Below are 22,577 nucleotides of genomic sequence, written 5' to 3'. Positions count from 1 at the left end.
CGCCATGAAATTTCTCTCCCTCATTGTTGCTTTATTTCTCCTGGCTGGCTGCTCCAGCGGCCCGCGGTTCGACACGAGTCACCCTTCCGTCAATCACGACAACCGCATCCAATTCGTGGTGGTGCATTACACGTCGGCTTCCCTGGAGCGTTCACTGGCCCTGTTGACCCATGGCGAAGTCAGCGCCCATTACCTGATTGGCGATGATAAAGACGCGACCCTCTACAAGCTGGTGGACGAGAGCCGGCGCGCCTGGCACGCCGGTGAAAGCGAATGGGAAGGCCGGACCTGGCTCAATTCCAGTTCCATTGGCATCGAAATCGTCAATCCGGGTTTCGTCGACACGCCCACCGGGCGCCTTTGGTATCCCTACAGCGAAGCCCAGGTCCAGGCCTTGATCGTCTTGCTCAAGGACATCGTCCAGCGCAACGGGATCAACCCGCGCAACATCATCGGGCACAGCGACATCGCGCCCCTGCGCAAGCTCGATCCGGGGCCACTGTTCCCCTGGAAGCGCCTGGCGCAAGCGGGCTTGGGGGTGTGGCCGGACGAACAGGCCGTTGCACGCCAGCAGGTGCTCTTCGCAACGCAGTTGCCGCCGGCCAGTTGGTTCCAGGCCGAGCTGGCCCGCCTGGGCTACCCGACGCCCCAGACCGGCGAATGGGACGTGGCCACTCACCATGTACTGGCCGCTTTCCAGATGCACTACCGTCCGACCCGCTTCGACGGCACGCCGGACGCGCAAAGCGCGGCCATCCTGCAGGTGCTCAACCAGACAAAATAATGACGCCCGTCTGACGAAACAGGCCAAATCCAAATCAGAAGCTATAACTCATTGGTAACTTTCGGATTACCGATGATGACGGCTGCCCGCGAAAGCCTACAGAGCTGGCTCCATCGCCCCCTGTTCCTGGCGATGATGGCGGCTGCCCTGAGTACCGTCCTGCTGTTGGCGGGGAGTCTGTTTGTGGTCGTGCAGCAGATACAGCAGCGTGAAAGCGACCAGATGAATGCCCAGGGCGAGCGCTTCCTGCAGCGGCTGGAACAACTCTTCGGGCAGTTGCGTGAAAGCCTGGACGACCTCCAAAACCAACCGTTGCGCGGCTGCAACGATGACATGATCGCGACCTTGCGAGAGGTCAGTTTCAATTACCGTTTCGTTTATGAGGCGGAGTATATCGATGGCAGTGGCGTTTGCTCCAATCGTCCGCGCCGAGAGGGGGAAGCAGTGACCCGCCCGCCCGACATCCGCGGGCCCACCTACAGTTACTGGCTCAACACCACTACTGAACCCGACGAAGACCGCGCAGCATTGATGTTGGGACGCGGCAACTTTCGGGTGGCCACGTCCCGAGGGCATTTGACCGATATGGTGGATTTGCCACCGGGCAGCAGCCTGCTGGTCGTTCTGGATAACGGTGAGCGGGCCATTCCCGTGCTCGGGACAGACCAATACTGGCCGCCGGCCGAGCCCTGGCCTCCGAAAAGCAAGCATGCCTTGCAAGTGACGCAGAACCGGTTGATCTATCGGATGCCGACCGACAGTCCGGTCTATCAACTGGTGCTGATCGCACGGCGCAATGGTTTTCAGGTCCCGGGCAATGCCTGGTGGCTGCTGCCCATCAGTCTGATGCTGGGCCTGGGCATCGGGTTCCAGGTATTTCTGCTGGCGCGCCAGCGCCAGTCCATGGACGCCGAACTGCACGGGGCCATCCGGCGTGGTGAATTGCAGGTGCTGTACCAGCCGATTTTCGACCTGGACAGCCGCAACTGCGTGGGTGCCGAAGCCTTGCTACGCTGGCGACGGCCGGACGGTACCCTGACCAGTCCGGACCTGTTTATCCCGATGGCGGAAGACACCGGGCAGATCCGCCAGATCACCGATTTCGTGCTGCAGCGACTGTTCGATCAATTAGGCCAGTTGCTGCGGGCCAATCCGCAGCTGTATATCTCGGTGAACCTGGCGGCCTGCGATGTGATGGTGCCGCGTATTGGCGAAGTGATCGCTCGCCTGCTGGCGCTGCATCGGGTCTCGGCGCACCAGATCGCCTTCGAAGTGACCGAGCGCGGGCTGATCGATGTGTTGGTCGCTCGGGATAACCTGCAAGCGCTGCGCGACGTTGGGCATCAGGTGTTGATCGACGATTTCGGCACCGGCTATTGCAGCCTGGCGTACCTGCAAACCCTGCCGGTGGACTGCCTGAAAATCGACAAGGCCTTCATCGACGCCTTGGGCCATGATGCCGCCAGCAGCGGTGTGGCGCCGCATATCATTCGCATGGCCCACGCCCTGGAACTCAAGGTCATCGCCGAAGGCATCGAGCATGAGACTCAGGCGTCCTATTTGAGCAGCGAAGGGGTGAAGTTCGGTCAGGGCTGGCTGTTCGCCCATGCCCTCAGCGCGGTGCAGCTCATCGAATTGATCACCCGTGGCCGACGCCTGCGTGGACGTCGCCTCGATGATGAAGCCTGAGTCTGCTCAGACCGTTAGCGCCATGTAGAACTGCGTGCCCTGCCCCGGTCTTGAATAAACCCCCATGCGTCCGCCGTGGAGCTGGACGATTTCCTTGCACAGGGCCAGGCCCAGGCCCGCGCCACCCTTCTTGCGTCCGACCTGGACGAACGGTTCGAAGATCCGTCCTTGCTGGCCGTAGGCAATGCCTTCACCGTTGTCTTCGACGCTGATGATCACGCGCTCGCCGTGACGTCGGGCTTGCAAGCGGATCTGGCCTTCTTCACTGGTGTGGCGCATGGCGTTGTCGATCAGGTTATCGAGCACGCGATCCAGTTGCGCGGCGTCGGCATGCAGCCGCGGCAGCGGGCCCTGAATCGCCACGAGCAGCTCGATACCCTTGGCTTTGGCCTGTTCAGCGAACCGCAGTCGGGCGGCTTCCAACAGATCGTCGATGGAGCAAGGTGCCAGGGTCAGCTTTTGCAGGCCGTTCTGGTAGCGAGAGAAATTCAACAGATCATTGATCAGTTGCATCAGCCGCTGCATTTCTTCCGTGACGGTGTTGAGCAGGTCCGCCTCGCGGGACTCCGGCGGGAAGTGCAGGCGTTCCTGCAACAGGCCGAACGCCATGTGCATGCCCGTCACCGGTGTGCGCAGTTCATGGGAAGCCCGCAGGACGAACTCGCTGCGCACCCGTTCGAAGGCGCGTTGCTCGGTGACGTCATGCAACACCATGACCGCACCGAGGATGTGGCCCTGGGTGTGGCTGACCGGCGTGAGGCTGTAGGTCAGCACCCGCGACTCGCCGTCGACCTCAATGCTCAAATCTTCCGGTGCACGCTCCAGGCTTCCACCGCGCAGTACCAGATGCAGTTCTTCATCCAGTTCAAGGCGTCCCAGCGCCTCGCCGAGCCCTTGGCCCAGCCGCGCCTCATCCCAGCCCAATTGACGCTGGGCCACCGGGTTGAGGTGCTCCAACCGGCCCTGGCGGTCAATCATCAGCAAGCCGTCGTCGATGCTGTCGAGCACGGCTTGCAAGCGTTGTTGTCCGGCCAGCAGCTCATCGACATTGGTGGCCTGGTGTTCACGCAAGGCTTGGGCCATGACCCCGAAGCGGCGGGTCAGGAGGTTCAACTCGGCGGCGGAAGAGATGGGCAGCATGATCTCGAAGTTGCCTTGGCCGATGTCATCCGCCGCCGCCGCCAGCGCCTCGATCGGCGCACCGAAACGCCGGGCAATACCATGGGCCGTGATAAAACCGATGATCAGCACCGCCAGCCCCACCAGCCCCAGCAGTGCGGCAATCCACATTGCGCGTTCACGGGCGCGGTCCTGGGTTTCACTGATGTTGGTCAAGGCCTCTCGATAGCCCTCGATCAGTCCGTTACGCAGCACGTTGAATTTTTCGGTGAGTGCCTCGATGCCGGGGGGCTGGTTCGCCTGCTGGCGAGACGCGGTGAAGGCCTCGAAAAATTCGACATAGTCGGTCTTGGCTCTGCTGAAGCTGACGGCAGCATCGTCCAGTTCCCTTTCGTGGGCAATCCCCTCATCGATCAGCGCCAGGTATTGCTCTTTGGAGGCTTCCAGCGCTGCCAGGTCGGGCTTGTCCTCGAGCATGATCATCAATTGATCGCCAAGGCTCTGGCGCAGCTTGAGGCCCAGGTCCAGCAGGATGAAGTTGTCGCGTACCGATTGTTCCTGGGTAGTGGCCATCTGCATGACGCTGACCAGGCCAAGCACCAGTCCCAGCAAGGCCACGGTGATCAGGGCCGAGATACTGAGAAACAGTCGGGTGCGCAGCTTCATCGCCAGTTTCATAAGGTGTCGCTCACAGGTTGTACTGCTTGCGTTTGCGATACAGCGTGGAGGCGTCGATACCCAGCGTCTTGGCCGCCTGGTCGAGGGTGTCGGCCGTGGCCAGCACCGCGCCGATGTGGGCTTTCTCCAGTTCGTCGAGGCTCAATGCGGCACCGATGCGCGGCGCGTTGTTGACGGGCTGCTCGGCCATGCCCAGGTGACTGATTTCGACTTTTTCCTGCGGGCAGATGATGCTGGCGCGCTCGACCACGTTGCGCAGTTCGCGGATGTTGCCGGGCCAGCGATAGCCTAGCAGCGCTTCGCGAGCTTCGTCGCTGAAGCCTCGGGCCGGGCGCGCGTACTCCTTGACGAAGCGGGCCAGGAAGCGGTCGGCCAGGGTCAGGATGTCTTCGGCGCGCTCACGCAGCGGCGGCAGGTGCAGGGTGATGACGTTCAGGCGATACAGCAGATCCTCGCGAAAACGTCCATCGCGCACCATGTCCTCGAGGTTGAGGTTGGTGGCCGCGAGAATCCGCACATCAGCGCGACGGGTGACCGGGTCCCCTACCCGCTCATATTCCTTGTCTTGAATGAAGCGCAGCAACTTGGGTTGTAACGTCAGGGGAAAATCACCGATCTCGTCGAGAAAAAGCGTACCGCCGTCGGCTTGGTTGACGCGCCCCAGCGTACTTTCGCTGGCGCCGGTGAAGGCCCCACGACTATGGCCGAACAATTCGCTTTCCATCAATTCGGCGGTCAGCGACGGGCAGTTGATGGTGACGCAGGATTTCTTCGCGCGCTTGCTCCAGCCGTGGATCGCCCGAGCCAACTCGCCTTTACCGGTGCCGGATTCGCCGAGGATCAGGATGTTGGCGTCGGTGCTGGCAACCTGGCGCGCGGTCTCCAGCACGACTTTCATCGCCGGGCTGTGGGAATCGAGGCCGTCCTTGGGTTTTCGCACTTCCCCTTCCAGGGCCTCGAGCCTTGCCGACAGTTGGCGTACTTCCAGTTGCTTGGCGGTGGCCAGGCGCAATTGATCCGGGCTGCATGGCTTGACCAGATAGTCGGCAGCGCCGGCCTGGATTGCATCGACTGCCGTGTCGACGGCCGAGTGGGCGGTGACGATCACCACCCGCATCCAGGGTGCCTGGATACGCATTTGCGCCAGGACATCCAGGCCGTTGTCTTCCCCCAGTCGCAGGTCGAGAAAACACAGGTCGAACACCTGGCGTTGCAGCAGTGTATCGGCTTGGGCAGCGCTGTTGGCGGTGGCGACGGTATAGCCTTCGTCTTCCAGGCAGTAACGGAACGTACGCAGGATGGCGGACTCATCGTCTACCAGCAGAATGCGGCCTTGGTGCTCAGTGGCGGATTCCATTTTTCCTACGCTCCTTTAATGAATGATGTTGGTTAGTGTCAGAAAAATCGGGCAAGTTGCATGGTCGTTTCTGAGGGGATATTACCCACCGAACAGGCCTCTGTGGACGTCTGACTCCTAAAAGGCTGATTTGAGTTCCTTTTTTTACGGTTCTTCCGGATCAGACGGTCCCATCGCCCATTCCGACGGCTGTGTCTGACAGGCAATTCCAAAACACCCTAGCGCCTTTTTCCTGCGATTCGTGCAATACGCACGACGTGCGCGTAGGTCATCGTGCAGGATGCGTTCCCAACCCCCGACAATGATTTCATAACATGTTGATTTTAAAGACTTTTAAGTCGATAAAAATTCTGGCATGCAGGCTGCAATAGTCTGGTCAACGTGGCGCAACAGCGCCTCAACCAGATCACCACACCCGGGTGGGGAGGAATTTCAGGATGAATCGTCAAAGTGCCGCCCAACTTAAAAGCGCAGCCCAATTTCGCCTCTCTTCCCTGCATATCCAGCAGGGCTTGTGGGCTGCCGTGGCACTGCTGGTCACGCTCGTGATTGGCCAGCAATGGTTGCTCTGGCACGAACGTCAACAGCCAGAAGCACCCCAGGTGTCGATTCAGCGTGCCCCCCAAACCCATTTCAGCGCCGTCAGCAGTCTTCAAGAAGCTGCCGCTTCCATGCGCATGATGGATGTCGATCAGGCTCAGTCAGTGGCCGACCTGCCACGTGAAGAGCGCTGGGTGTTTTAACCCGATGCACCGGTCGTCCATCGCGCCGGAACCATCACCGCCAGACCCTCACTAAATAGAAAAGCGTAAGGAGAATCACCATGTTGAGCTGGGCAATTACTTTCCTGATCATTGCCATCATCGCCGCCGTACTGGGCTTCGGTGGTATCGCAGGCACCGCCACGGGCATCGCCAAGATTCTCTTTGTCGTATTCCTGGTGATGTTCATCGCTTCCTTCTTCTTTGGCCGTCGTGGCCGAGGCTGACCATGAGCGTTTCATTCAAAGGACTGGCCGCCGCCCTGTTGCTGGGCGGCAGTGCCATGGCAATGGCTGCCAATGACGGACAGATGCGCGTCAACCAACTGCTGCAGGCGGACCCGCAATACCGCGACACTTGGCAGCATGTGGTGAAAAAAGAAGAGCGCCTGCCGGAATGGGTGATGAACCTGTCAGGCGATTCGGAACAAATGAATGCTGTCGAGGAAGATGGCGACAAGTACTTGGTGGGACCGCTCTGTGAAACCCAGGCGACGTGTCGCAACAAGCGCCTGATCGTCGCCTTCAGTTTCGACAAGGATGAGGCCTACGCGATGTTGGTTGAGGTACCTGCCGGGCTGCCCTCCGACAAATCGCCGACCCGTCATGCCGACTACCGTTTCCTCGGTAATCCCAATGAAGGTATGCAAGAACTGTTAATGGAACAACTCAAGAAAGATCCGAACTGGTACTGATTCTGAAAACGGGAAAAGCAGCCCTGCTTTTCTCTGCTGCACAGCCCGAGGAGGGCCGGTGCATGACCAGGGGGCCGGGACGTTCTGACGGATGAGCGTCGGAGTGACCTACGGGCACAAGGGGTGCCTGCGAAAGGGCCGGGTCAGGTAAAAGCTGCGACGCAGGTTCGCACGGCCCATACGGCTTGGCGAACTTGCGTAGAGCTTGATGTCGCAAAATGGGTGGACCAGAGCGCTGGGTTGAGCGAGCGCCACCCTGGGACCCGCGATGCGGCATTTTGTCTGCTACAGCCAATTTATTCCCCTTTGTCTGACCGTGTATCGGAGAATAGCGAGACAATTTGTCTCGTGGCGCGCACCTCTGCGCGATGGCATTCCAGGGGTTTTCCCGTTCTGGAGGATCACCCCAAGCTACGCTGAAACGGCCGGTTCACGGCGGTTATGCCTGCAAAAATGGCGCATTCGAACCGCGTGTCATGCGGGTTCTGCTTGGAAAATCTCATGCCGATTCGGCATAGGGTAGGCGTTTACGGCATTAGACGGCCCCCCTTGGCATCGCAATAGTTGCGCCTTTTTTCGCCTGCCAGTAAGCCGCTCGCGCGCTCGGGGTGACCTTATACGGGGGCAGGGCGCGAATGTTTTTTCGTCATCGACGAGCCATTCGCGCCATTGCCCGAGTCCAACTGAAGTAAGGGTAACGATATGAAGAAGGCACGACTAAGCCTCGCCTGGCAGATCCTCATCGGTCTGGTGCTGGGGATTGCATTGGGCGCGCTGCTCAACCATTTCAGTGCCGAGAAGGCCTGGTGGATCAGCAACGTGCTGCAACCGGCGGGCGACATCTTTATCCGTCTGATCAAGATGATCGTGATTCCGATCGTGATCTCCTCGCTGATCGTCGGCATTGCCGGGGTCGGCGATGCCAAGAAGCTCGGGCGTATCGGTCTCAAGACCATCCTTTACTTTGAAATCGTCACCACCATCGCCATCGTCGTCGGCCTGTTGCTGGCCAACTTCTTCCAGCCGGGCAGTGGCATCGACATGAGCACCCTGGGCACGGTGGATATTTCCAAGTACCAGGCCACGGCGGCGGAAGTCCAGCATGAACATGCATTCATCCAGACCATCCTCAACCTGATCCCGTCGAACATCTTTGCCGCCGTCGCCCGTGGCGAGATGCTGCCGATCATTTTCTTCTCCGTATTGTTCGGCCTGGGGCTGTCCAGCCTGCAATCGGACCTGCGCGAACCTCTGGTGAAAATGTTCCAGGGCGTCTCGGAAAGCATGTTCAAGGTCACCCACATGATCATGCAATACGCGCCGATCGGTGTGTTCGCATTGATCGCGGTGACCGTCGCCAACTTCGGCTTCGCGTCCCTGCTGCCCCTGGCGAAACTGGTGATCCTGGTTTACGTCGCCATCGCCTTCTTCGCCTTCGTGGTGCTGGGCCTGATCGCCCGTCTGTTCGGCTTCTCGGTGCTCAAGCTGATGCGCATCTTCAAGGATGAGCTGGTCCTGGCCTACTCCACCGCAAGCTCCGAAACCGTGCTGCCGCGCGTGATCGAGAAGATGGAAGCCTACGGCGCGCCGAAAGCCATCTGCAGCTTCGTGGTGCCCACCGGGTATTCGTTCAACCTCGACGGTTCGACCCTGTACCAGAGCATCGCGGCGATTTTCATCGCCCAGTTGTACGGCATCGACCTGTCCATCAGCCAGCAGTTGCTGCTGGTGCTGACCCTGATGGTCACCTCCAAAGGCATCGCCGGCGTACCGGGCGTGTCGTTCGTGGTGCTGCTGGCCACCTTGGGCAGCGTGGGCATTCCGCTGGAAGGCCTGGCCTTCATCGCCGGTGTCGACCGCATCATGGACATGGCCCGTACCGCGCTGAACGTCATCGGCAATGCCCTGGCCGTGCTGGTCATCGCCCGTTGGGAAGGCATGTACGACGATGCCAAGGGCCAGCGCTACTGGAACTCACTGCCGCACTGGCGCAGCAAGGAGCCGTTGCCGGCGGGTGAAACCTCCAGCCGTTGAGATCCATTGTGGGAGTTTGGGCCAGCAGCAAAGAGCCTGAACAACCCCGGCTCCCACAGGAATTTTTGTCAGGCGCAAAGATTCTGAAATCCGCCATAGGACTTTTTGTAGTCCCTGCGCAGTGCCAAACAAACCCCGGAGAAATCCGGGGTTTGTCGTTTCTGCCAGCCCCGCTATCATTCGCGGCATCTTCCGGGGGACTTAACCGATGCTCAATGGCCTTTGGCTTGGCTTCTTTATCGTGGCTGCCGTGTCGGCGCTGGCGCAGTGGTTGATCGGCGGCAACGCCGGGATCTTCGCCGCCATGGTGGAAAGCATTTTCGCCATGGCCAAGCTGTCGGTGGAGGTGATGGTCCTGCTGTTCGGCACCTTGACCCTGTGGCTGGGCTTTTTGCGGATCGCTGAAAAGGCCGGCATCGTCGACTGGCTGGCCAAGGCCCTCGGCCCGCTGTTCTTGCGCTTGATGCCGGAAGTGCCCGCCGGCCATCCGGCGATCGGCCTGATCACCCTCAACTTCGCCGCCAACGGTCTGGGGCTGGACAACGCGGCCACCCCCATCGGCCTCAAGGCCATGCGGGCCCTGCAGGACCTCAACCCCAGCCCGACCATCGCCAGCAATGCGCAGATCCTGTTCCTGGTGCTCAACGCCTCGTCGCTGACCTTGTTGCCGGTGACCATCTTCATGTACCGCGCCCAGCAAGGCGCGCCGGACCCGACCCTGGTGTTCCTGCCGATCCTGCTCGCTACCAGCGCCTCGACCCTGATGGGGCTTCTGTCGGTGGCGTTCATGCAGCGCCTGCGCCTGTGGGACCCGGTGGTACTGGCTTACCTGATTCCGGGCGCGCTGGCGCTGGGCGGCTTCATGGCGCTGCTGGGGACGCTCTCGGCCACGGCGCTGGCCGGGCTCTCATCGATCCTCGGCAACTTGACGCTGTTTGGCCTGATCATCCTGTTCCTGGTGGTGGGCGCACTGCGCAAGGTCAAGGTGTATGAAGCCTTTGTCGAAGGTGCGAAAGAAGGGTTCGACGTTGCCAAGAGCCTGCTGCCGTACCTGGTGGCGATGCTCTGCGCCGTCGGCGTGCTGCGGGCTTCGGGAGCGCTGGATTTCGGCCTGGACGGCATCCGGCACCTGGTGCAGTGGGCCGGCCTGGACACGCGCTTCGTCGATGCTCTGCCGACCGCCATGGTCAAGCCGTTCTCCGGCAGCGCCGCCCGGGCGATGCTGATCGAGACCATGAAGACCTCCGGCGTCGACAGCTTCCCGGCCCTGGTGGCGGCGACCATCCAGGGCAGCACCGAGACCACGTTCTACGTGCTGGCGGTCTATTTCGGCGCCGTGGGCATCCAGCGGGCACGCCATGCCGTGGGGTGCGCGCTGCTGGCGGAGTTGGCCGGGGTCGTGGCGGCGATCAGCGTTTGCTACTGGTTCTTCGGTTGACCTGAGTCTTCCCGCGGCCTCTAGGGTTGAGTCGGCGTTGCGAAACGCTGGCCTTGCTCCAATGTCCAGGCCACCACTTCGGCCGTCAGCCGGTCGCTGGCCCGGCCAAAGCCATCCACCACCGCCGGCACTTTCACATCGCTCAACGGCTGGCGTACTTCAAAACGGCGACTGGCCAGGATCCGCTGGTCGAAGCCGCGTACCAGCAGCGCGTCCAGGCGAATCACCACGCTGGCCGCTGCGCCCTGGTATTCGGTCTGGAACGCCTGCAATTGCCCGCCCAGCTCCAGATCCGCTTGCAGGTTGCTGTCGGCGACGCTCAACAACCTGACGCGTCCATCCTGGGCGAAGCCATCGAGCAGGCGGTTGCGCAACAGCACGGGGGCTGGGTCGCTCCAGCGCGAGGCGGCGTAGCTGCTGAACAGATTGCCTTGGGGGATCACCGCGATTTTCGGGCTGTTGAGCACCTCGCTGGCCTGGGGGCTGGCCAGGCGCAGCGACCAGCCCACCGCCGCGCCCGCAGACGCCGGGACCTGGGTGGCGGGCAAGCGATACACATCCGAGGGTTCGGCCTTGGGCAAAATCGAGCAACCGCCCACCAGGAGCAAGCCTGCCAGTAAGAGAATAGGGCGGATAAACCGGTTGGACGGCTTCATGGCGTGAACTCCTTGTCCTTGTCATTGCCCAGCAAATAACCGCTGGGGTTGGCATCCAGGCGCCGGGAGATTCCCCGCAGGGCGCTCAGGGTTTCGCGAAGTTCACGCACGGCTGGCGCCAGGGCATTGAGGCCCTGCATGCCGTTATTCAACGAATCGCGGTTGTCGTTCAGCAGCTTGTCGAGGGTCGCGGTGCTGCGAGCCAGGGACTGCATGGCCTGGCCGGCGTTGCCGAACGCCTGTTTACCCTGGTCGTTGAGCAAACCGTTGGCGTTGCGCATCAACGCCGTGGTCTGTTCCAGCGTGGCGCTGGCCTGTTTGCCGATGGACGCCAGTTGCTGCATGGCCTGGCGAATATCGCCGCGCTGCTCGGCAATGACCCCGGTGGTTTGTTCCAGATGCTCGAGCGTCTTGCCCAGGCTTTGGACGTTGTCCGAGGAAAACACCTCATTGGCGTTGTGCAGCAGCAGGTTGATGCTGGTCATCAAGTCATCGCTGTTGTTGAGCAGGCGGGCAATAGGCGAGGGCGCGGCGATGATCACTGGCGGTTCGCCGTCGTGCCCGGTCAGTGCCGGACTCTGGGGCGTACCGCCACTGAGCTGGATAATCGAGGTGCCGGTGATGCCGGTCAGTGCCAGCTTGGCCTGGGTGTCTTGCTTGATTGGCGTTTCCCCGCTCAAGCGCACCCGCGCCAGAACCCGGCGCGGGTCGTTCGGGTCCAGGCGCAGGTTGACGACGTCGCCGACCTTGATCCCGCTGTATTCCACCGAGCTGCCCCGGGACAACCCGCTGACCGCCTCATTGAACACCACTTCGTAATCCTTGAACTCGCTGTCCACGCTGGACTTGGCCAGCCAGAGGCCGAACAGCAGGGCGCCAGCCACCACAATGACGGTGAACAGGCCGATCAGCACATGATGGGCTCGGGTTTCCATGTCAAATCTCGTTCGATTGTGTAGCGGCCGATAACGCCGCGCGGCCGCGAGGGCCATGGAAGTATTCGTGAATCCAGGCGTCGTCGGTTTCCGACACCTTGTCGATGACATCGGCCACCAGTACTTTTTTCTGCGCCAGTACCGCCACCCGGTCGGTGATGGTGTAGAGGGTGTCCAGGTCGTGGGTGACCAGGAACACGCTCAGGCCCAGGGCATCGCGCAGTGTCAGGATCAATTGGTCGAACGCCGCCGCACCGATGGGATCGAGGCCTGCGGTGGGTTCGTCGAGAAACAGGATGTCCGGGTCCAGGGCCAGCGCACGGGCCAGGGCGGCGCGCTTGATCATGCCGCCGGACAGCGAGGCGGGGTACTTGTCGGCGGCCGATAACGGCAGGCCGGCCAAGGCCAGCTTCACAGCCGCCAAGTGCTCGGCGTCGGCCCGGCTGAGCCCGGCGTGTTCGATCAGTGGCAGGGCGACGTTTTCTGTCACGGTCAATGATGAGAACAGCGCGCCTTTCTGGAACAACACGCCAAAGCGCCGCTCCACCCGCGAACGTTGTTCCGGGGGCAGGCTCGGCAAGTCCTCGCCGAACACCCGCACAGAACCTTCGCTGGGGCGGTTCAGGCCGACGATGCTGCGCAGCAGCACCGATTTTCCGCTGCCGGAGCCGCCGACCACGGCAAGGATCTCCCCCTTGTACACGTCCAGGTCGAGGTTTTCATGCACGCTCTGGCGGCCAAAGCGATTGCACAGGCCGCGCACTTGAATCACCGCCTCGGTGGGCGGTCGCAAGGGTTGGCTCACCAGTTCATCTCCATGAAAAACAGCGCGGCCACGGCATCGAGCACAATCACCACGAAAATCGACTGCACCACGCTGGAGGTGGTGTGAGCCCCGACCGATTCGGCACTGCCACTGACCTTGAAACCTTCCAGACAGCCCACGGCAGCGATCAGGAAGGCAAAGACCGGCGCCTTGACCATCCCCACCAGGAAATGCTGAACGCCAATGTCCGACTGCAACAGCGTCAGGAACATGGCCGGTGAAATACCCAGCGACAAAGCGCAGACCACGCCGCCACCGATAATGCCCGAGAGCATGGCCAGGAAGGTCAGCATCGGCAGCGCCACCAACAGCGCCAGCACCCGTGGAATCACCAGCAATTCGACCGGATCGAGGCCCAGGGTGCGGATCGCGTCGATTTCTTCGTTGGCCTTCATCGAGCCAATCTGCGCGGTGAACGCGCTGGCGGTGCGGCCCGCCATGAGGATCGCCGTCAGCAACACGCCGAATTCACGCAGGAACGAGAACGCCACCAGGTCCACGGTAAAGATGCTGGCGCCGAAATCGGCCAGCACCGTTGCGCCGAGAAAGGCCACCACTGCGCCCACCAGGAACGTCAGCAGGGCGACGATGGGGGCTGCGTCCAGGCCGGTCTGTTCGATGTGAACGACCATTGGTGTCATGCGCCAGCGCCTGGGGCGAAACAGGTTGCGGGCCAGGGTTTCCAGAATCAGGCCGACAAAACCCAGCAGTTGCAGGGTGTCTTGCCAGACTTTTTCCACGGCGCGGCCGATACGCGTCAGCAGTTGTGTCAGCACGCTGACCTGCGGCTCTTTCACCGGCACGCAGAAGTCCGTCAGCGAGCAATAGACCGTCTGCAACAGCGCTCGCTCGGCGGCTGGCAAGCTGCAATCGGGGTGCTCGGTGGTCTTGCCCAGCCGTTCGGAGCCCAGCAGTTCCACCAGCAACGAAGCCCCGGCGGTGTCGAGGGCGCCGAGGCCGTTGAGGTCGATCAGGGTGTTCTCGTCGTATTTACCGCGCAAGGATTCGCTCAAGCGCTTGAGCTGCGCGTAATGGGCCAGCGTCCAGTCGCCGCCGACCCAGAGCTGCGCCGGAGAGCGAGACGTGTCCAGCCGGGCTGTGCCAGTGTGGGATCCGGGGGTCATAAGCTCCATGCTCGTTCGACTTGAACAGCGCTACCTAATAGCACGACCGCCGTCATTTTGCCGCGGGTGCGTCAGGGCTCACATTGAAACGCAACACGCCGATCATCTGACCATTTTCCGTCAGCACCCGCACTTGCCATTTGCCCGTCGGGTCTTGCGGGAAGTTCTGCTTGTGGGTCCAGGCGCGATAGCCTTCCTTGCGCCCGCCGTGGATGTCCAGGGCGATGCGGTCGACTTCTTTACCGTTGAACTGCCAGACGTGATAAATCCGCTCATCAAGCCCTCGCGGTGCGTTGATGGCGGTGTAGGCGTACAGGCCGTTGCCGCGAATCTGGGCCGCGCTGACCTCCTTGAGACTGGCGCCCGGCGTGCGGTCTTCCAGTTGGGTGCTGATCGCCACTTCGGTCATCCACAAGGTGGCCGGTGGCACCCAGGAGCGCAGCACCCAACCGGCGGCGCCAATCCCCACGGTGATGCAGAGGATCGCCAGGGCGTTGCGCAGGGTGCGGATCGGGAAAATCGAGGCCAGGCTGGGAAACGACAGCAGCATGGCAATGCCCAGCGCCAACTTGAAACTCTGGTCGGTGGTCAGGTGCAGGATCACCGGCAACGCGGTGAGCAGGGCGGCGAACAGCGTCAATGTGTGCAACGCCAGGAACGCCCAGCGCCGGGGTGCCAGCCATTTGTAGTACAGCGGGTCGGTGATCGAGATCAACGCCGCGAGGGACAGCAGGCCGGTGAAAATCAGTTGGCTGCTGTTCCAGGTGGTGGTGATGAAGAAAAACGGCAGGACAAAAAACAGGCTTTCCTGGTGAATCATCTGCGTGGCGTAGCGCAACAGCGGCTGGGGAATTTCCCGTTTGAAAATCCGCGTGAACAGCCGGGTCATGTTGTTCTCGACCATCAGCCAGAGCCAGCTCACCAGCATCATGATAGCGATCCAGGTCGCCAGGCCCTGCTGGCGATCCACCAGCATGAAACTGCCGACCCCGGAAACGAAGCCACCTAGCGCAATGACCCCGGGATAGCGCTTCATCAGTTCAAGGATGCGCTGGATATAGACCGTTGGGTTTTGCATTCAGTGGTTTCACAGTAAGTCGTAGGAAATATCCCTGATAGAGTATCGTCAGGACATCGATGTGACGAGTGCTCTGTGGCAAGTGGGATTTGCTGTGGGAGCAAAGCTTGCTCCCACACAGCAGACAGATGCCCTCGCCACAAATGTGTGCCGCCACGAGATCACGCTTCGTTCGTTCGGGCCCGCCGTCGCACTTGCCACACCACGAACCCAAGCAACAGCAACCCCAGCAGACCGCCCCCCCCCCAAACGAGCTCATCGTCACTGAGCAACGGCTTCTCGATGCGCAGGTAACCCGGGTCCTTGAGCAGTTCGCGCAACGCCAGGTTGGCCTGTTCCAGGCTCACCTCTTGCAGGCGCAGGGCCGGGTTGGCGAAGCGGCCGTCTTCATAGTCGCCCAGGGCGCCCCAGTAATAATCGGCCAGTGCGCTGTTGCCTTGAACCGCCCAGGACTGATGGGCGATGGCCGCTCGTTTGATGCGCACGAAACTGGCGGGGTCCAAGCCATCCTTGAGCAGGGTCTTGCGCAGTGCTTCGAGGGCCTGTTCGGCTTCGGGCAAGTCTTCGCGGGACAGGTCGGCGTTCAGGCTGAAGAAGCCGACCCCGCCGAACACTTCGCGCTCGGTCCACGGCCCGTAGGACAGGCCGCGGGCCAGGCGCAGCTGGCGATACAGCGCCCAGTCCAGGTAATCCTTGAGCAGGTCGAAGGTCTCGTCATGCTGTTCATCCAGCACTGGCTCCGGGAACAGCCAGTGCAACTTGGCGCTGTCGCCGGCCAGGCCACGGATCAGGTTGCGCTTGGTGACCGCCTTGTAGCGGATCTGCGGCAGCGCCTCGTGGGCACTGGGCTCCACCGGCTCGAGTCGGCCGAAGGTACGCTCCAGATAGGCGGGCAGCAGTCGGTCGAGATCCCCGACCACGATCAGCGTCATGTTGTTCGGTGCGTACCAGGTCTTGCGCACGTGTTCGAGGCGGGCGAGGGTATGGCGCTGGACCTCGGCCCGCTCCGCGCAGCGCAGGCCCAGCTCAACGGCCAATTGGTTGCTGGCCTTGTGGCCCAGTTCCTGGTGATCGAGCCAGCGTTGCAGATGGGTGTAGTGGCCACCGTCCTCGCGCTCCACCACTCGCTTGGCGGCTTCCAGCGCTTTTTCGTCGATACGGGTGCGGGTCAATAGCGCCAACAGCAGGTCCAGGACTTTGCGTTGATTGCGCGCCGGCGCCTCGATGACGAACGTGGTGTCGGCGTTGCTGGTGAAGGCGTTCCATTCGCCACCCAAGGCCTGCATGCGCTCTTCCAGGCCGCCCTCACCACTGTCATCGAGGCCGCTGAACAGCAAGTGTTCGAGCAGGTGGGGCAGTTCCTTATCGTCGCAACTGAAGTCGTCCAGGCCCACGCCGACCACCAGCCGGATCGCCACGTGCCCGCGCTCGGTGCCGGGCTTGAGCATCAGTTGCATGCCGTTGCGCAGCGTATAGCCTTCGACCTGGAACCGGTCCAGGGCGACCACCGGCAGTGAGCCGAGCAAAAGAAAGGCGAGCATCAGACAACGCATAAGGGCTTCCTGGCGGCTGAGTGGCGGTCCATGGTGCCGGGCAGGCCGTCATCGGCGGAGCATCGCCCGGACTCGGCTCGCTCCCCCTATCGAATCTATGCGGTGTTCATGACAACGGGAGCTGGCGGGCCGGTGAACGGTTTCAGGCCCGAGCCATTGTTACTGACTGACCAATGCGCCAGTCGTTCACGGCGAATGGGTAATGTCGGAGATTTCATCGACCGCCAGCGCGCCGATCTCGGACGTCTCCAGCACCACGTAGGCACTGCCGCAAAACAGCGAATTGAGACGTCTCATGTCGGCGATGAGCTCCAGGTGCAGGGAACTGGTCTCCAGGCTTTGTACGACTTTGCGTTGCAAACGGCTGACATGGGCATGGGCCATGCGCCGTTCCTGCGCCCGAAAGCGACGTTTCTCACGCAGCAACTGGCGGGCGCTTTCCCGGTCGGCACTGAGGAATACCGACAATCCCAGACGCAGGTTGGCGATCAAGTGGCTGTGCAGCCCCGCCAACTCTTCCAGGCCCACATCGGAAAAGGAGCGGCGTTGCGAGGTCTTCTGCTGCTGGACCTTGCGCAACATGCGTTCGATAAGGTCGCTGGCCAGCTTGAGGTTGATCGCCAGCTCGATGATTTCCGCCCAGCGGCGGCTGTCCTGTTCGCTGAGGTCTTCACGGGGCATTTGCGCCATGTACAACTTGATCGCACTGCACAGTGCCTCGACGTCATCACTCATGCGCCGTACATCCTGGGTCACCGCCGTTTGCGCACCGCGCAGCACGTCCAGCATGGCTTCGAGCATGTTTTCGATCAGGTCGCCAATGCGCAAGGTTTCCCGGGCCGCGTTTGCCAGCGCCAGGCTCGGGGTGGCGAGAGCCGCGGGGTCCAGGTGACGGGGCTTGGCCGTGCCGTTGGTCTCGGGCCGTTCCGGCAGCAGCCAGGCACAGAGCCTGGCCATCGGTGCGACGCTGGGCAGCAGCACCAGGCACCGCACGGTGTTGTAGAGCAGATGAAAACCGATCACCGTTTCCTGCGGGCTGAAATCCAGGCTGTCCAGCCAGCCCACCAGCAGATCGAGTACCGGAATGATCAAGACCAGCCCGATCAACTTGTACAACAGGCTGCCCAGCGCCACCTGGCGCCCGGCGGTGTTCTGCATGTTGGTGCTGAGAAAGGCCAGTATGCCGCTGCCGATGTTCGCACCGATCACCAGGCCGATGGCCACCGGCAGGCTGATCACCGCGGCCCCGGCCAGTGTCGCGGTCAGCAGCACGGCGGCCAGGCTGGAATAGGAGATCATTGCGAACAGCGCACCGACCAGCGCATCGAGCAGGATGTCGCCGGTCAGCGACGCAAAGATCACTTTCACACCTTGGGCATGGGTGATGGGCGCGGCGGCCTCGACGATCAATTGCAGGGCCAGGATGATCAGGCCCAGGCCGATACCGACCCGGCCCATTTGCCCGGCGCGGGTCTGTTTGCGCGAGAGGAAAAAAATCACCCCGAGGAAAATCAGCAGCGGCGACAGCCACGACAGATCGAGGGTCAGCACCCGGGCCATCAGCGCGGTGCCGACATCGGCGCCGAGCATGGTCGCCAGGGCCGGGGTCAGCGCCATCAGGCCCTGGCCGACGAACGAGGTGACGAGCATGGCCGTGGCGTTGCTGCTCTGGACCATGGCCGTGACCATGATCCCCGCGATGAACGCCAGCCAGCGCCGGGACATGTTCTGGCCGATGACATGGCGCAGGTTCGAGCCATAGACCCGCAAGATGCCGGTACGCACGATGTGCGTGCCCCAGATCAGCAGGGCCACGGCGGAGAGCAAATTCAGCAGGGTCAGCATGAGAGGCCCCCTGTTAGCGTCCCAAAGGAACAAATTAACAATGCCACATTCTTCTTTCTTGTACTTAAGCTGTAGTTGGCGAACGGTTCGGGCGCCAGCATTGCACAGCTAAAGAATCGATTGAAACAAAACTGTCATGAAAAATGCCCCCTCGAAAACACTCACCTCCCTGTGGGAGCGAGCTTGCTCGCGATAGCGGCCTGACAGCCACCGAAGATGCCAAATGTCAGGCCATCATCGCGAGCAAGCTCGCTCCCACAGGTTTTGTATCCGGCCCCTTTTTCGCAGGCATGAAAAAGGGGCTCCAAGAGCCCCTTCATTCATCGTCCCAATGCCGTTACTGCCCCGGCATGTCCTTGCGCAGTTTCACCGGATCCTGCTGCTTGCGCTTGCGTGCAATCGCGGTGCGCATCTTGATGTTGATCGCTTCCACCGCCAGGGAGAACGCCATGGCGAAGTAGACGTAGCCTTTTGGCACGTGCACGTCGAACGACTCGGCGATCAGCACGGTGCCGACCACCAGCAGGAACGACAGCGCCAGCATCTTCAGCGACGGGTGCTTGTCGATGAACGTGCTGATGGTGCCCGAAGCCAGCATCATCACCAGCACGGCGACGACGATTGCCGCCACCATCACCGGGACATGGGAGACCATGCCGACTGCGGTAATGACCGAGTCCAGGGAGAACACGATGTCGATGATCGCGATCTGGATGATGGTGTAGATGAAATTGCCGCCCTTGCCTGACGGTTCTTCGTTGGTTTCATCTTCGCCTTCCAGGGCGTGGTACATCTCCTGGGAGCTTTTCCACAGCAGGAACAGGCCACCGAAGAACAGGATCAGGTCACGACCGGAGATGCCCTGGCCGAACACTTCGAACAAGTCTGCCGTCAGGCGCATGACCCAGGTGATGGACAGCAGCAACAGGATCCGCGTGACCATGGCCAGCGCCAGGCCGAAGATCCGGGTGCGCGCCTGCATGTGCTTGGGCATGCGGCTGACCAGGATCGAGATCATGATGATGTTGTCGATGCCCAGGACGATTTCCAGGGCGGTCAGGGTAAAGAAGGCAACCCAGATTTCCGGGTTGGTCAGCCATTCCATGTGAGTTCCTTTGAGCGAGTGTTAGGCCGCGCCGCCGAGACGGCGCAGCGGGCATTGCTTTTATAGAGTGCTGAACAGCGGAAAAATCCCCATCAGCAAGGCGGCGAACATTATGCATAGGCAAACCAGTACTGCCCACTTCAGGGTGAAGCGCTGGTGGTCGCCGAACTCGATCCCGGCCAAGGCTACCAGCAGGTAGGTCGACGGAACCAGCGGGCTTAACAGGTGGACGGGCTGGCCGACGATGGAGGCACGGGCCATTTCAACGCCGGTGATACCGTAATGGCTAGCTGCCTCGGCGAGAACCGGTAACACCCCGTAATAAAATGCATCGTTCGACATGAAGAATGTGAACGGCATGCTCACCAGCGCGGTAATCACTGCCAGGTAGGGGCCAAGGAAGTCCGGGATCACTGCGAGCAAGCTCTTGGACATGGCGTCGACCATGCCGGTGCCGGACAGGATGCCGGTGAAGATCCCCGCCGCGAAAATCAACCCGACCACCGCCAACACGCTGCCGGCGTGTGCTGCGACGCGGTCTTTCTGCTGTTGCAGGCACGGGTAGTTGACGATCATCGCGATACTGAAGGCCACCATGAACAGTACCGGCAGCGGCAACAGACCGGCGATCAGAGTGCACATCAGCACCAGGGTCAGCGCGCCGTTGAACCAGATCAGCTTCGGACGACGGGCGTCCGGGAACTGGGACACGCTGATTTCGCTGTGGTCGATCTCGTCGCCCGCCAGGTGCAATTCACCCAAGCGTGCACGCTCGCGTTTGCCGTACATGTAGGAAATCGCCAGGATCGCCACGACCCCGGCCAGCATTGCCGGAATCATGGGCACGAAGATGTCGGAGGGGTCCACATGCAGCGCACTGGCCGCCCGGGCCGTCGGGCCGCCCCACGGGGTCATGTTCATCACGCCGCCGGCGAGGATGATCAGGCCAGCCATGATGCGTGGGCTCATGCCGATGCGGCTGTAGAGCGGCAGCATCGCGGCCACGCAGATCATGTAAGTGGTCGCGCCGTCACCATCGAGGGAGACGACGAGCGCCAGAACGGCGGTACCGACCGAAACTTTCAACGGGTCGCCCTTGACCAGCTTGAGGATCTTGCGCACGGCCGGGTCGAACAGGCCGGAGTCGATCATCAGGGCGAAATACAGAATCGCAAACATCAGCATGACCCCGGTCGGGGCGAGCTTGGTGATGCCTTCGAGCATCATCGGGCCGATTTTCGGCGCGAAGCCACCGAACAGGGCGAACAGGATCGGGATGATGATCAGGGCAATCAGCGCGGACAGGCGCTTGGTCATGATCAGGAACATGAACGTGATGACCATGGCGAAGCCAAGGAAAGTCAGCATGGGAAATACTCCAGGCGTAGCGCGGCTATGAAAGGCGAACCGGACAGGTCAGCGCAGGATGCAAGGCTCGGGACGGACGGATGGAGTGGGTGCAGCGGGGTGAGAAGCAGCGGACATCGGAATCACCATTGTTGTTGTTAAAACGGCCATGCGAGCATCAGAAAACTCGCATCTGGCCACCGGTCTTTTGCCGGTAGGTGGGGCGATCCTAATCGCGCAAGCTTTCAGCAGCCTTTCGCAGGGTAAATGGACGACGAGCGCAGATGATGACCTGTCTAGCAGCACTCCTGTGGCGAGGGGATTTATCCCCGCTGGGGCGCGAAGCGGCCCTGAAACCCGTCATCCTGCAATATCTGGAGAGTGCATTCTGTCCCTTCGGGCCTGCTGCGCAGTCCAGCGGGGATAAATCCCCTCGCCACAGAACCATGTCTCTGGTCTAAACAAAGCAATCAGGTGCTTGCCTTAAACGCTGAAAGATCCAACGGCCGCACCGCGCCCATCCAGATCGCATGCTCGGTGTGGTCGATCAGGTCGTCGCCGGTGTCCGGGTGCAGGAAAATCACCAGACCCTTGCGATTGAGGGCCAGCCACGGCAAGACCACGCCAATGTATTGCGGATCGAACGCCAGCTGACAGCTCCAGTCCGGATGCGGGCCGACCGGGCGTTCATGGACGCGCCCCATTTTCAGCGGGAACAGTTGCGCCGCTTCCTCGCACAGGGCCCGCGCCTGGTCGAGGGTGTTGGCGTCGAAATACACGTGGGCGTGGTAACCCTTGATCCGTTGCATCGGACACTCCTTGAAAAGAGGCCGAACCCTCGCCATTTGCCGCGGGTCAGAGCCTTTACATGGGGGATAAAGAGGAAAACAGCCATGAAAAACGCCGAAACCCCGGTCATCAAAGTGGTGCTTTATGGTGCCATGAGCAGCCTCGGCAGTGCGTTGATGGCTGAACTGCTGCGGCGCCAGCATGAAGTCATCGCCATTCTCGACGATCTTACCGCCCTGGCTCCACGCCCCGGCCTGCGGACCAAGGCCGGCGATCTGTTCGACCCCGAGCGGGTCAAGCAAAGTGTCGCCGGTGCCAGCGCCGTGGTGTGCCTGTTGAACGCGCCGGGGTTGCCGATGAACAGCGAACACGTGGAACACACGTTGATTCCTGGCCCGGTGGAGCAAGTCCTGGCGGTGGACGCACTGATCGCCGGCATGCAGGCGGTGAACATTGCACGGCTGTTCCTGGTGGGCGACTTTGCGATGCTCGACGAAGAACAGGCCGACGACGATTTACAGCGCCATGCCGCCGAAGAAGTGCTCGACGCCCTGAAGAACAGCACGCTGCGGTGGACCTTGATCAACGCGCCCTATGCCGCGCCTGGCCTGGGCATCGAGCATTTCAGCCAGGTCAGCACCAGCCTCGAACCTGGCGTGGCTGAATCCTTGGAGCGTCTCAACCGTGTGGCGGTTGGCATTGCCGATGAGCTGCGCCTGAACCTGCATGTGGGCGAGCACGTCAGTTTTGTCGCGGCCGAGTAGC

At 61.5% G+C, this 22,577-nt stretch carries 20 protein-coding genes; 8 read left to right on the top strand and 12 right to left on the bottom strand.

The annotated features are described in order from the left end of the window. Window positions 1-4 precede the first annotated feature (4 nt). Window positions 5-784, top strand: coding sequence for an N-acetylmuramoyl-L-alanine amidase (locus ACMTA2_RS01615; protein WP_413793441.1), 780 nt, complete (start codon window positions 5-7; stop codon window positions 782-784). A gap of 75 nt (window positions 785-859) precedes the next feature. Continuing rightward, window positions 860-2,473, top strand: a complete 1,614-nt coding sequence (locus tag ACMTA2_RS01610; RefSeq protein ID WP_413795762.1) for an EAL domain-containing protein — start codon at window positions 860-862, stop codon at window positions 2,471-2,473. Between the two features lie 6 nt (window positions 2,474-2,479). Here ACMTA2_RS01610 and ACMTA2_RS01605 read toward each other — a convergent pair whose 3' ends face one another. Both ACMTA2_RS01605 and algB read right to left on the bottom strand, forming a co-directional pair. Further along, on the bottom strand, window positions 2,480-4,270 hold the full coding sequence (locus ACMTA2_RS01605; protein ID WP_413793440.1) for an ATP-binding protein: 1,791 nt from the start codon (window positions 4,268-4,270) through the stop codon (window positions 2,480-2,482). Between the two features lie 10 nt (window positions 4,271-4,280). Continuing rightward, window positions 4,281-5,627 carry a sigma-54-dependent response regulator transcription factor AlgB gene (gene algB / locus ACMTA2_RS01600; protein ID WP_053126909.1) on the bottom strand — a complete coding sequence of 449 codons (1,347 nt, stop codon included), beginning with the start codon at window positions 5,625-5,627 and terminating at the stop codon, window positions 4,281-4,283. Between the two features lie 437 nt (window positions 5,628-6,064). Here algB and ACMTA2_RS01595 point away from each other — a divergent pair, with 437 nt between their 5' ends. The 5 genes from ACMTA2_RS01595 (at window position 6,065) to ACMTA2_RS01575 (ending at window position 10,554) form a co-directional block, all read left to right on the top strand. Beyond that, window positions 6,065-6,370 carry a hypothetical protein gene (locus ACMTA2_RS01595; protein WP_413793439.1) on the top strand — a complete coding sequence of 102 codons (306 nt, stop codon included), beginning with the start codon at window positions 6,065-6,067 and terminating at the stop codon, window positions 6,368-6,370. A gap of 80 nt (window positions 6,371-6,450) precedes the next feature. Beyond that, the gene (locus ACMTA2_RS01590; protein ID WP_003177151.1) at window positions 6,451-6,615 is read left to right on the top strand and encodes a DUF1328 domain-containing protein; all 165 of its coding nucleotides are present in this window, start codon (window positions 6,451-6,453) and stop codon (window positions 6,613-6,615) included. A 2-nt stretch (window positions 6,616-6,617) separates the two neighbouring features. Then, the gene (locus ACMTA2_RS01585) at window positions 6,618-7,082 is read left to right on the top strand and encodes an inhibitor of vertebrate lysozyme family protein (protein ID WP_413793438.1); all 465 of its coding nucleotides are present in this window, start codon (window positions 6,618-6,620) and stop codon (window positions 7,080-7,082) included. A gap of 702 nt (window positions 7,083-7,784) precedes the next feature. Then, window positions 7,785-9,116: a glutamate/aspartate:proton symporter GltP gene (gene gltP, locus ACMTA2_RS01580; protein ID WP_122567720.1), complete on the top strand. Its 1,332-nt coding sequence runs from the start codon at window positions 7,785-7,787 to the stop codon at window positions 9,114-9,116. A 208-nt stretch (window positions 9,117-9,324) separates the two neighbouring features. Further along, entirely contained in the window at window positions 9,325-10,554 is a 1,230-nt protein-coding gene (locus tag ACMTA2_RS01575; RefSeq protein WP_413793437.1) for a nucleoside recognition domain-containing protein, read from the top strand. A gap of 20 nt (window positions 10,555-10,574) precedes the next feature. On the opposite strand, the gene ACMTA2_RS01570 is transcribed toward ACMTA2_RS01575, so the two are convergent. From ACMTA2_RS01570 to ACMTA2_RS01525, 10 genes are all read right to left on the bottom strand, one after another. After that, window positions 10,575-11,210, bottom strand: coding sequence for an ABC-type transport auxiliary lipoprotein family protein (locus ACMTA2_RS01570; protein WP_413793436.1), 636 nt, complete (start codon window positions 11,208-11,210; stop codon window positions 10,575-10,577). After that, window positions 11,207-12,145: an MlaD family protein gene (locus ACMTA2_RS01565; protein ID WP_336072936.1), complete on the bottom strand. Its 939-nt coding sequence runs from the start codon at window positions 12,143-12,145 to the stop codon at window positions 11,207-11,209. The genes ACMTA2_RS01570 and ACMTA2_RS01565 overlap by 4 nt, the downstream gene beginning before the upstream one ends. Before the next feature lies 1 nt (window position 12,146). After that, the gene (locus ACMTA2_RS01560) at window positions 12,147-12,950 is read right to left on the bottom strand and encodes an ABC transporter ATP-binding protein (protein WP_413793435.1); all 804 of its coding nucleotides are present in this window, start codon (window positions 12,948-12,950) and stop codon (window positions 12,147-12,149) included. Further along, the gene (locus tag ACMTA2_RS01555) at window positions 12,947-14,095 is read right to left on the bottom strand and encodes an ABC transporter permease (protein WP_413793434.1); all 1,149 of its coding nucleotides are present in this window, start codon (window positions 14,093-14,095) and stop codon (window positions 12,947-12,949) included. Before ACMTA2_RS01555 ends, ACMTA2_RS01560 begins: the two co-directional genes overlap by 4 nt. 52 nt (window positions 14,096-14,147) lie before the next feature. Continuing rightward, a complete protein-coding gene (locus ACMTA2_RS01550) occupies window positions 14,148-15,173 on the bottom strand; it encodes a DUF5924 family protein (RefSeq protein ID WP_413793433.1) in 1,026 nt (341 codons plus the stop codon). A gap of 161 nt (window positions 15,174-15,334) precedes the next feature. Beyond that, window positions 15,335-16,726 carry a M16 family metallopeptidase gene (locus ACMTA2_RS01545; RefSeq protein ID WP_413793432.1) on the bottom strand — a complete coding sequence of 464 codons (1,392 nt, stop codon included), beginning with the start codon at window positions 16,724-16,726 and terminating at the stop codon, window positions 15,335-15,337. 186 nt (window positions 16,727-16,912) lie between these two features. Beyond that, complete coding sequence (locus ACMTA2_RS01540; RefSeq protein ID WP_413793431.1) at window positions 16,913-18,571, bottom strand: Na/Pi cotransporter family protein; 1,659 nt, start codon at window positions 18,569-18,571, stop codon at window positions 16,913-16,915. Window positions 18,572-18,908: 337 nt separating this feature from the next. Continuing rightward, a complete protein-coding gene (locus tag ACMTA2_RS01535; RefSeq protein WP_413793430.1) occupies window positions 18,909-19,676 on the bottom strand; it encodes a TerC family protein in 768 nt (255 codons plus the stop codon). Between the two features lie 60 nt (window positions 19,677-19,736). Further along, on the bottom strand, window positions 19,737-21,044 hold the full coding sequence (locus ACMTA2_RS01530; protein WP_413793429.1) for a CitMHS family transporter: 1,308 nt from the start codon (window positions 21,042-21,044) through the stop codon (window positions 19,737-19,739). Window positions 21,045-21,493: 449 nt separating this feature from the next. After that, window positions 21,494-21,832, bottom strand: coding sequence for a DOPA 4,5-dioxygenase family protein (locus ACMTA2_RS01525; protein WP_413793428.1), 339 nt, complete (start codon window positions 21,830-21,832; stop codon window positions 21,494-21,496). 84 nt (window positions 21,833-21,916) lie between these two features. On the opposite strand from ACMTA2_RS01525, the gene ACMTA2_RS01520 reads away from it, so the two are divergent. Next, complete coding sequence (locus ACMTA2_RS01520; RefSeq protein ID WP_413793427.1) at window positions 21,917-22,576, top strand: NAD(P)-dependent oxidoreductase; 660 nt, start codon at window positions 21,917-21,919, stop codon at window positions 22,574-22,576. The last annotated feature ends 1 nt before the right edge of the window (window position 22,577 follow it).

Source organism: Pseudomonas medicaginis, from assembly GCF_965119365.1.
In the GTDB taxonomy this organism is placed as follows: domain Bacteria; phylum Pseudomonadota; class Gammaproteobacteria; order Pseudomonadales; family Pseudomonadaceae; genus Aquipseudomonas.
The sequence above is the reverse complement of the archived record's forward strand: the minus strand, read 5'-3'. Positions and strand labels throughout refer to the sequence as shown.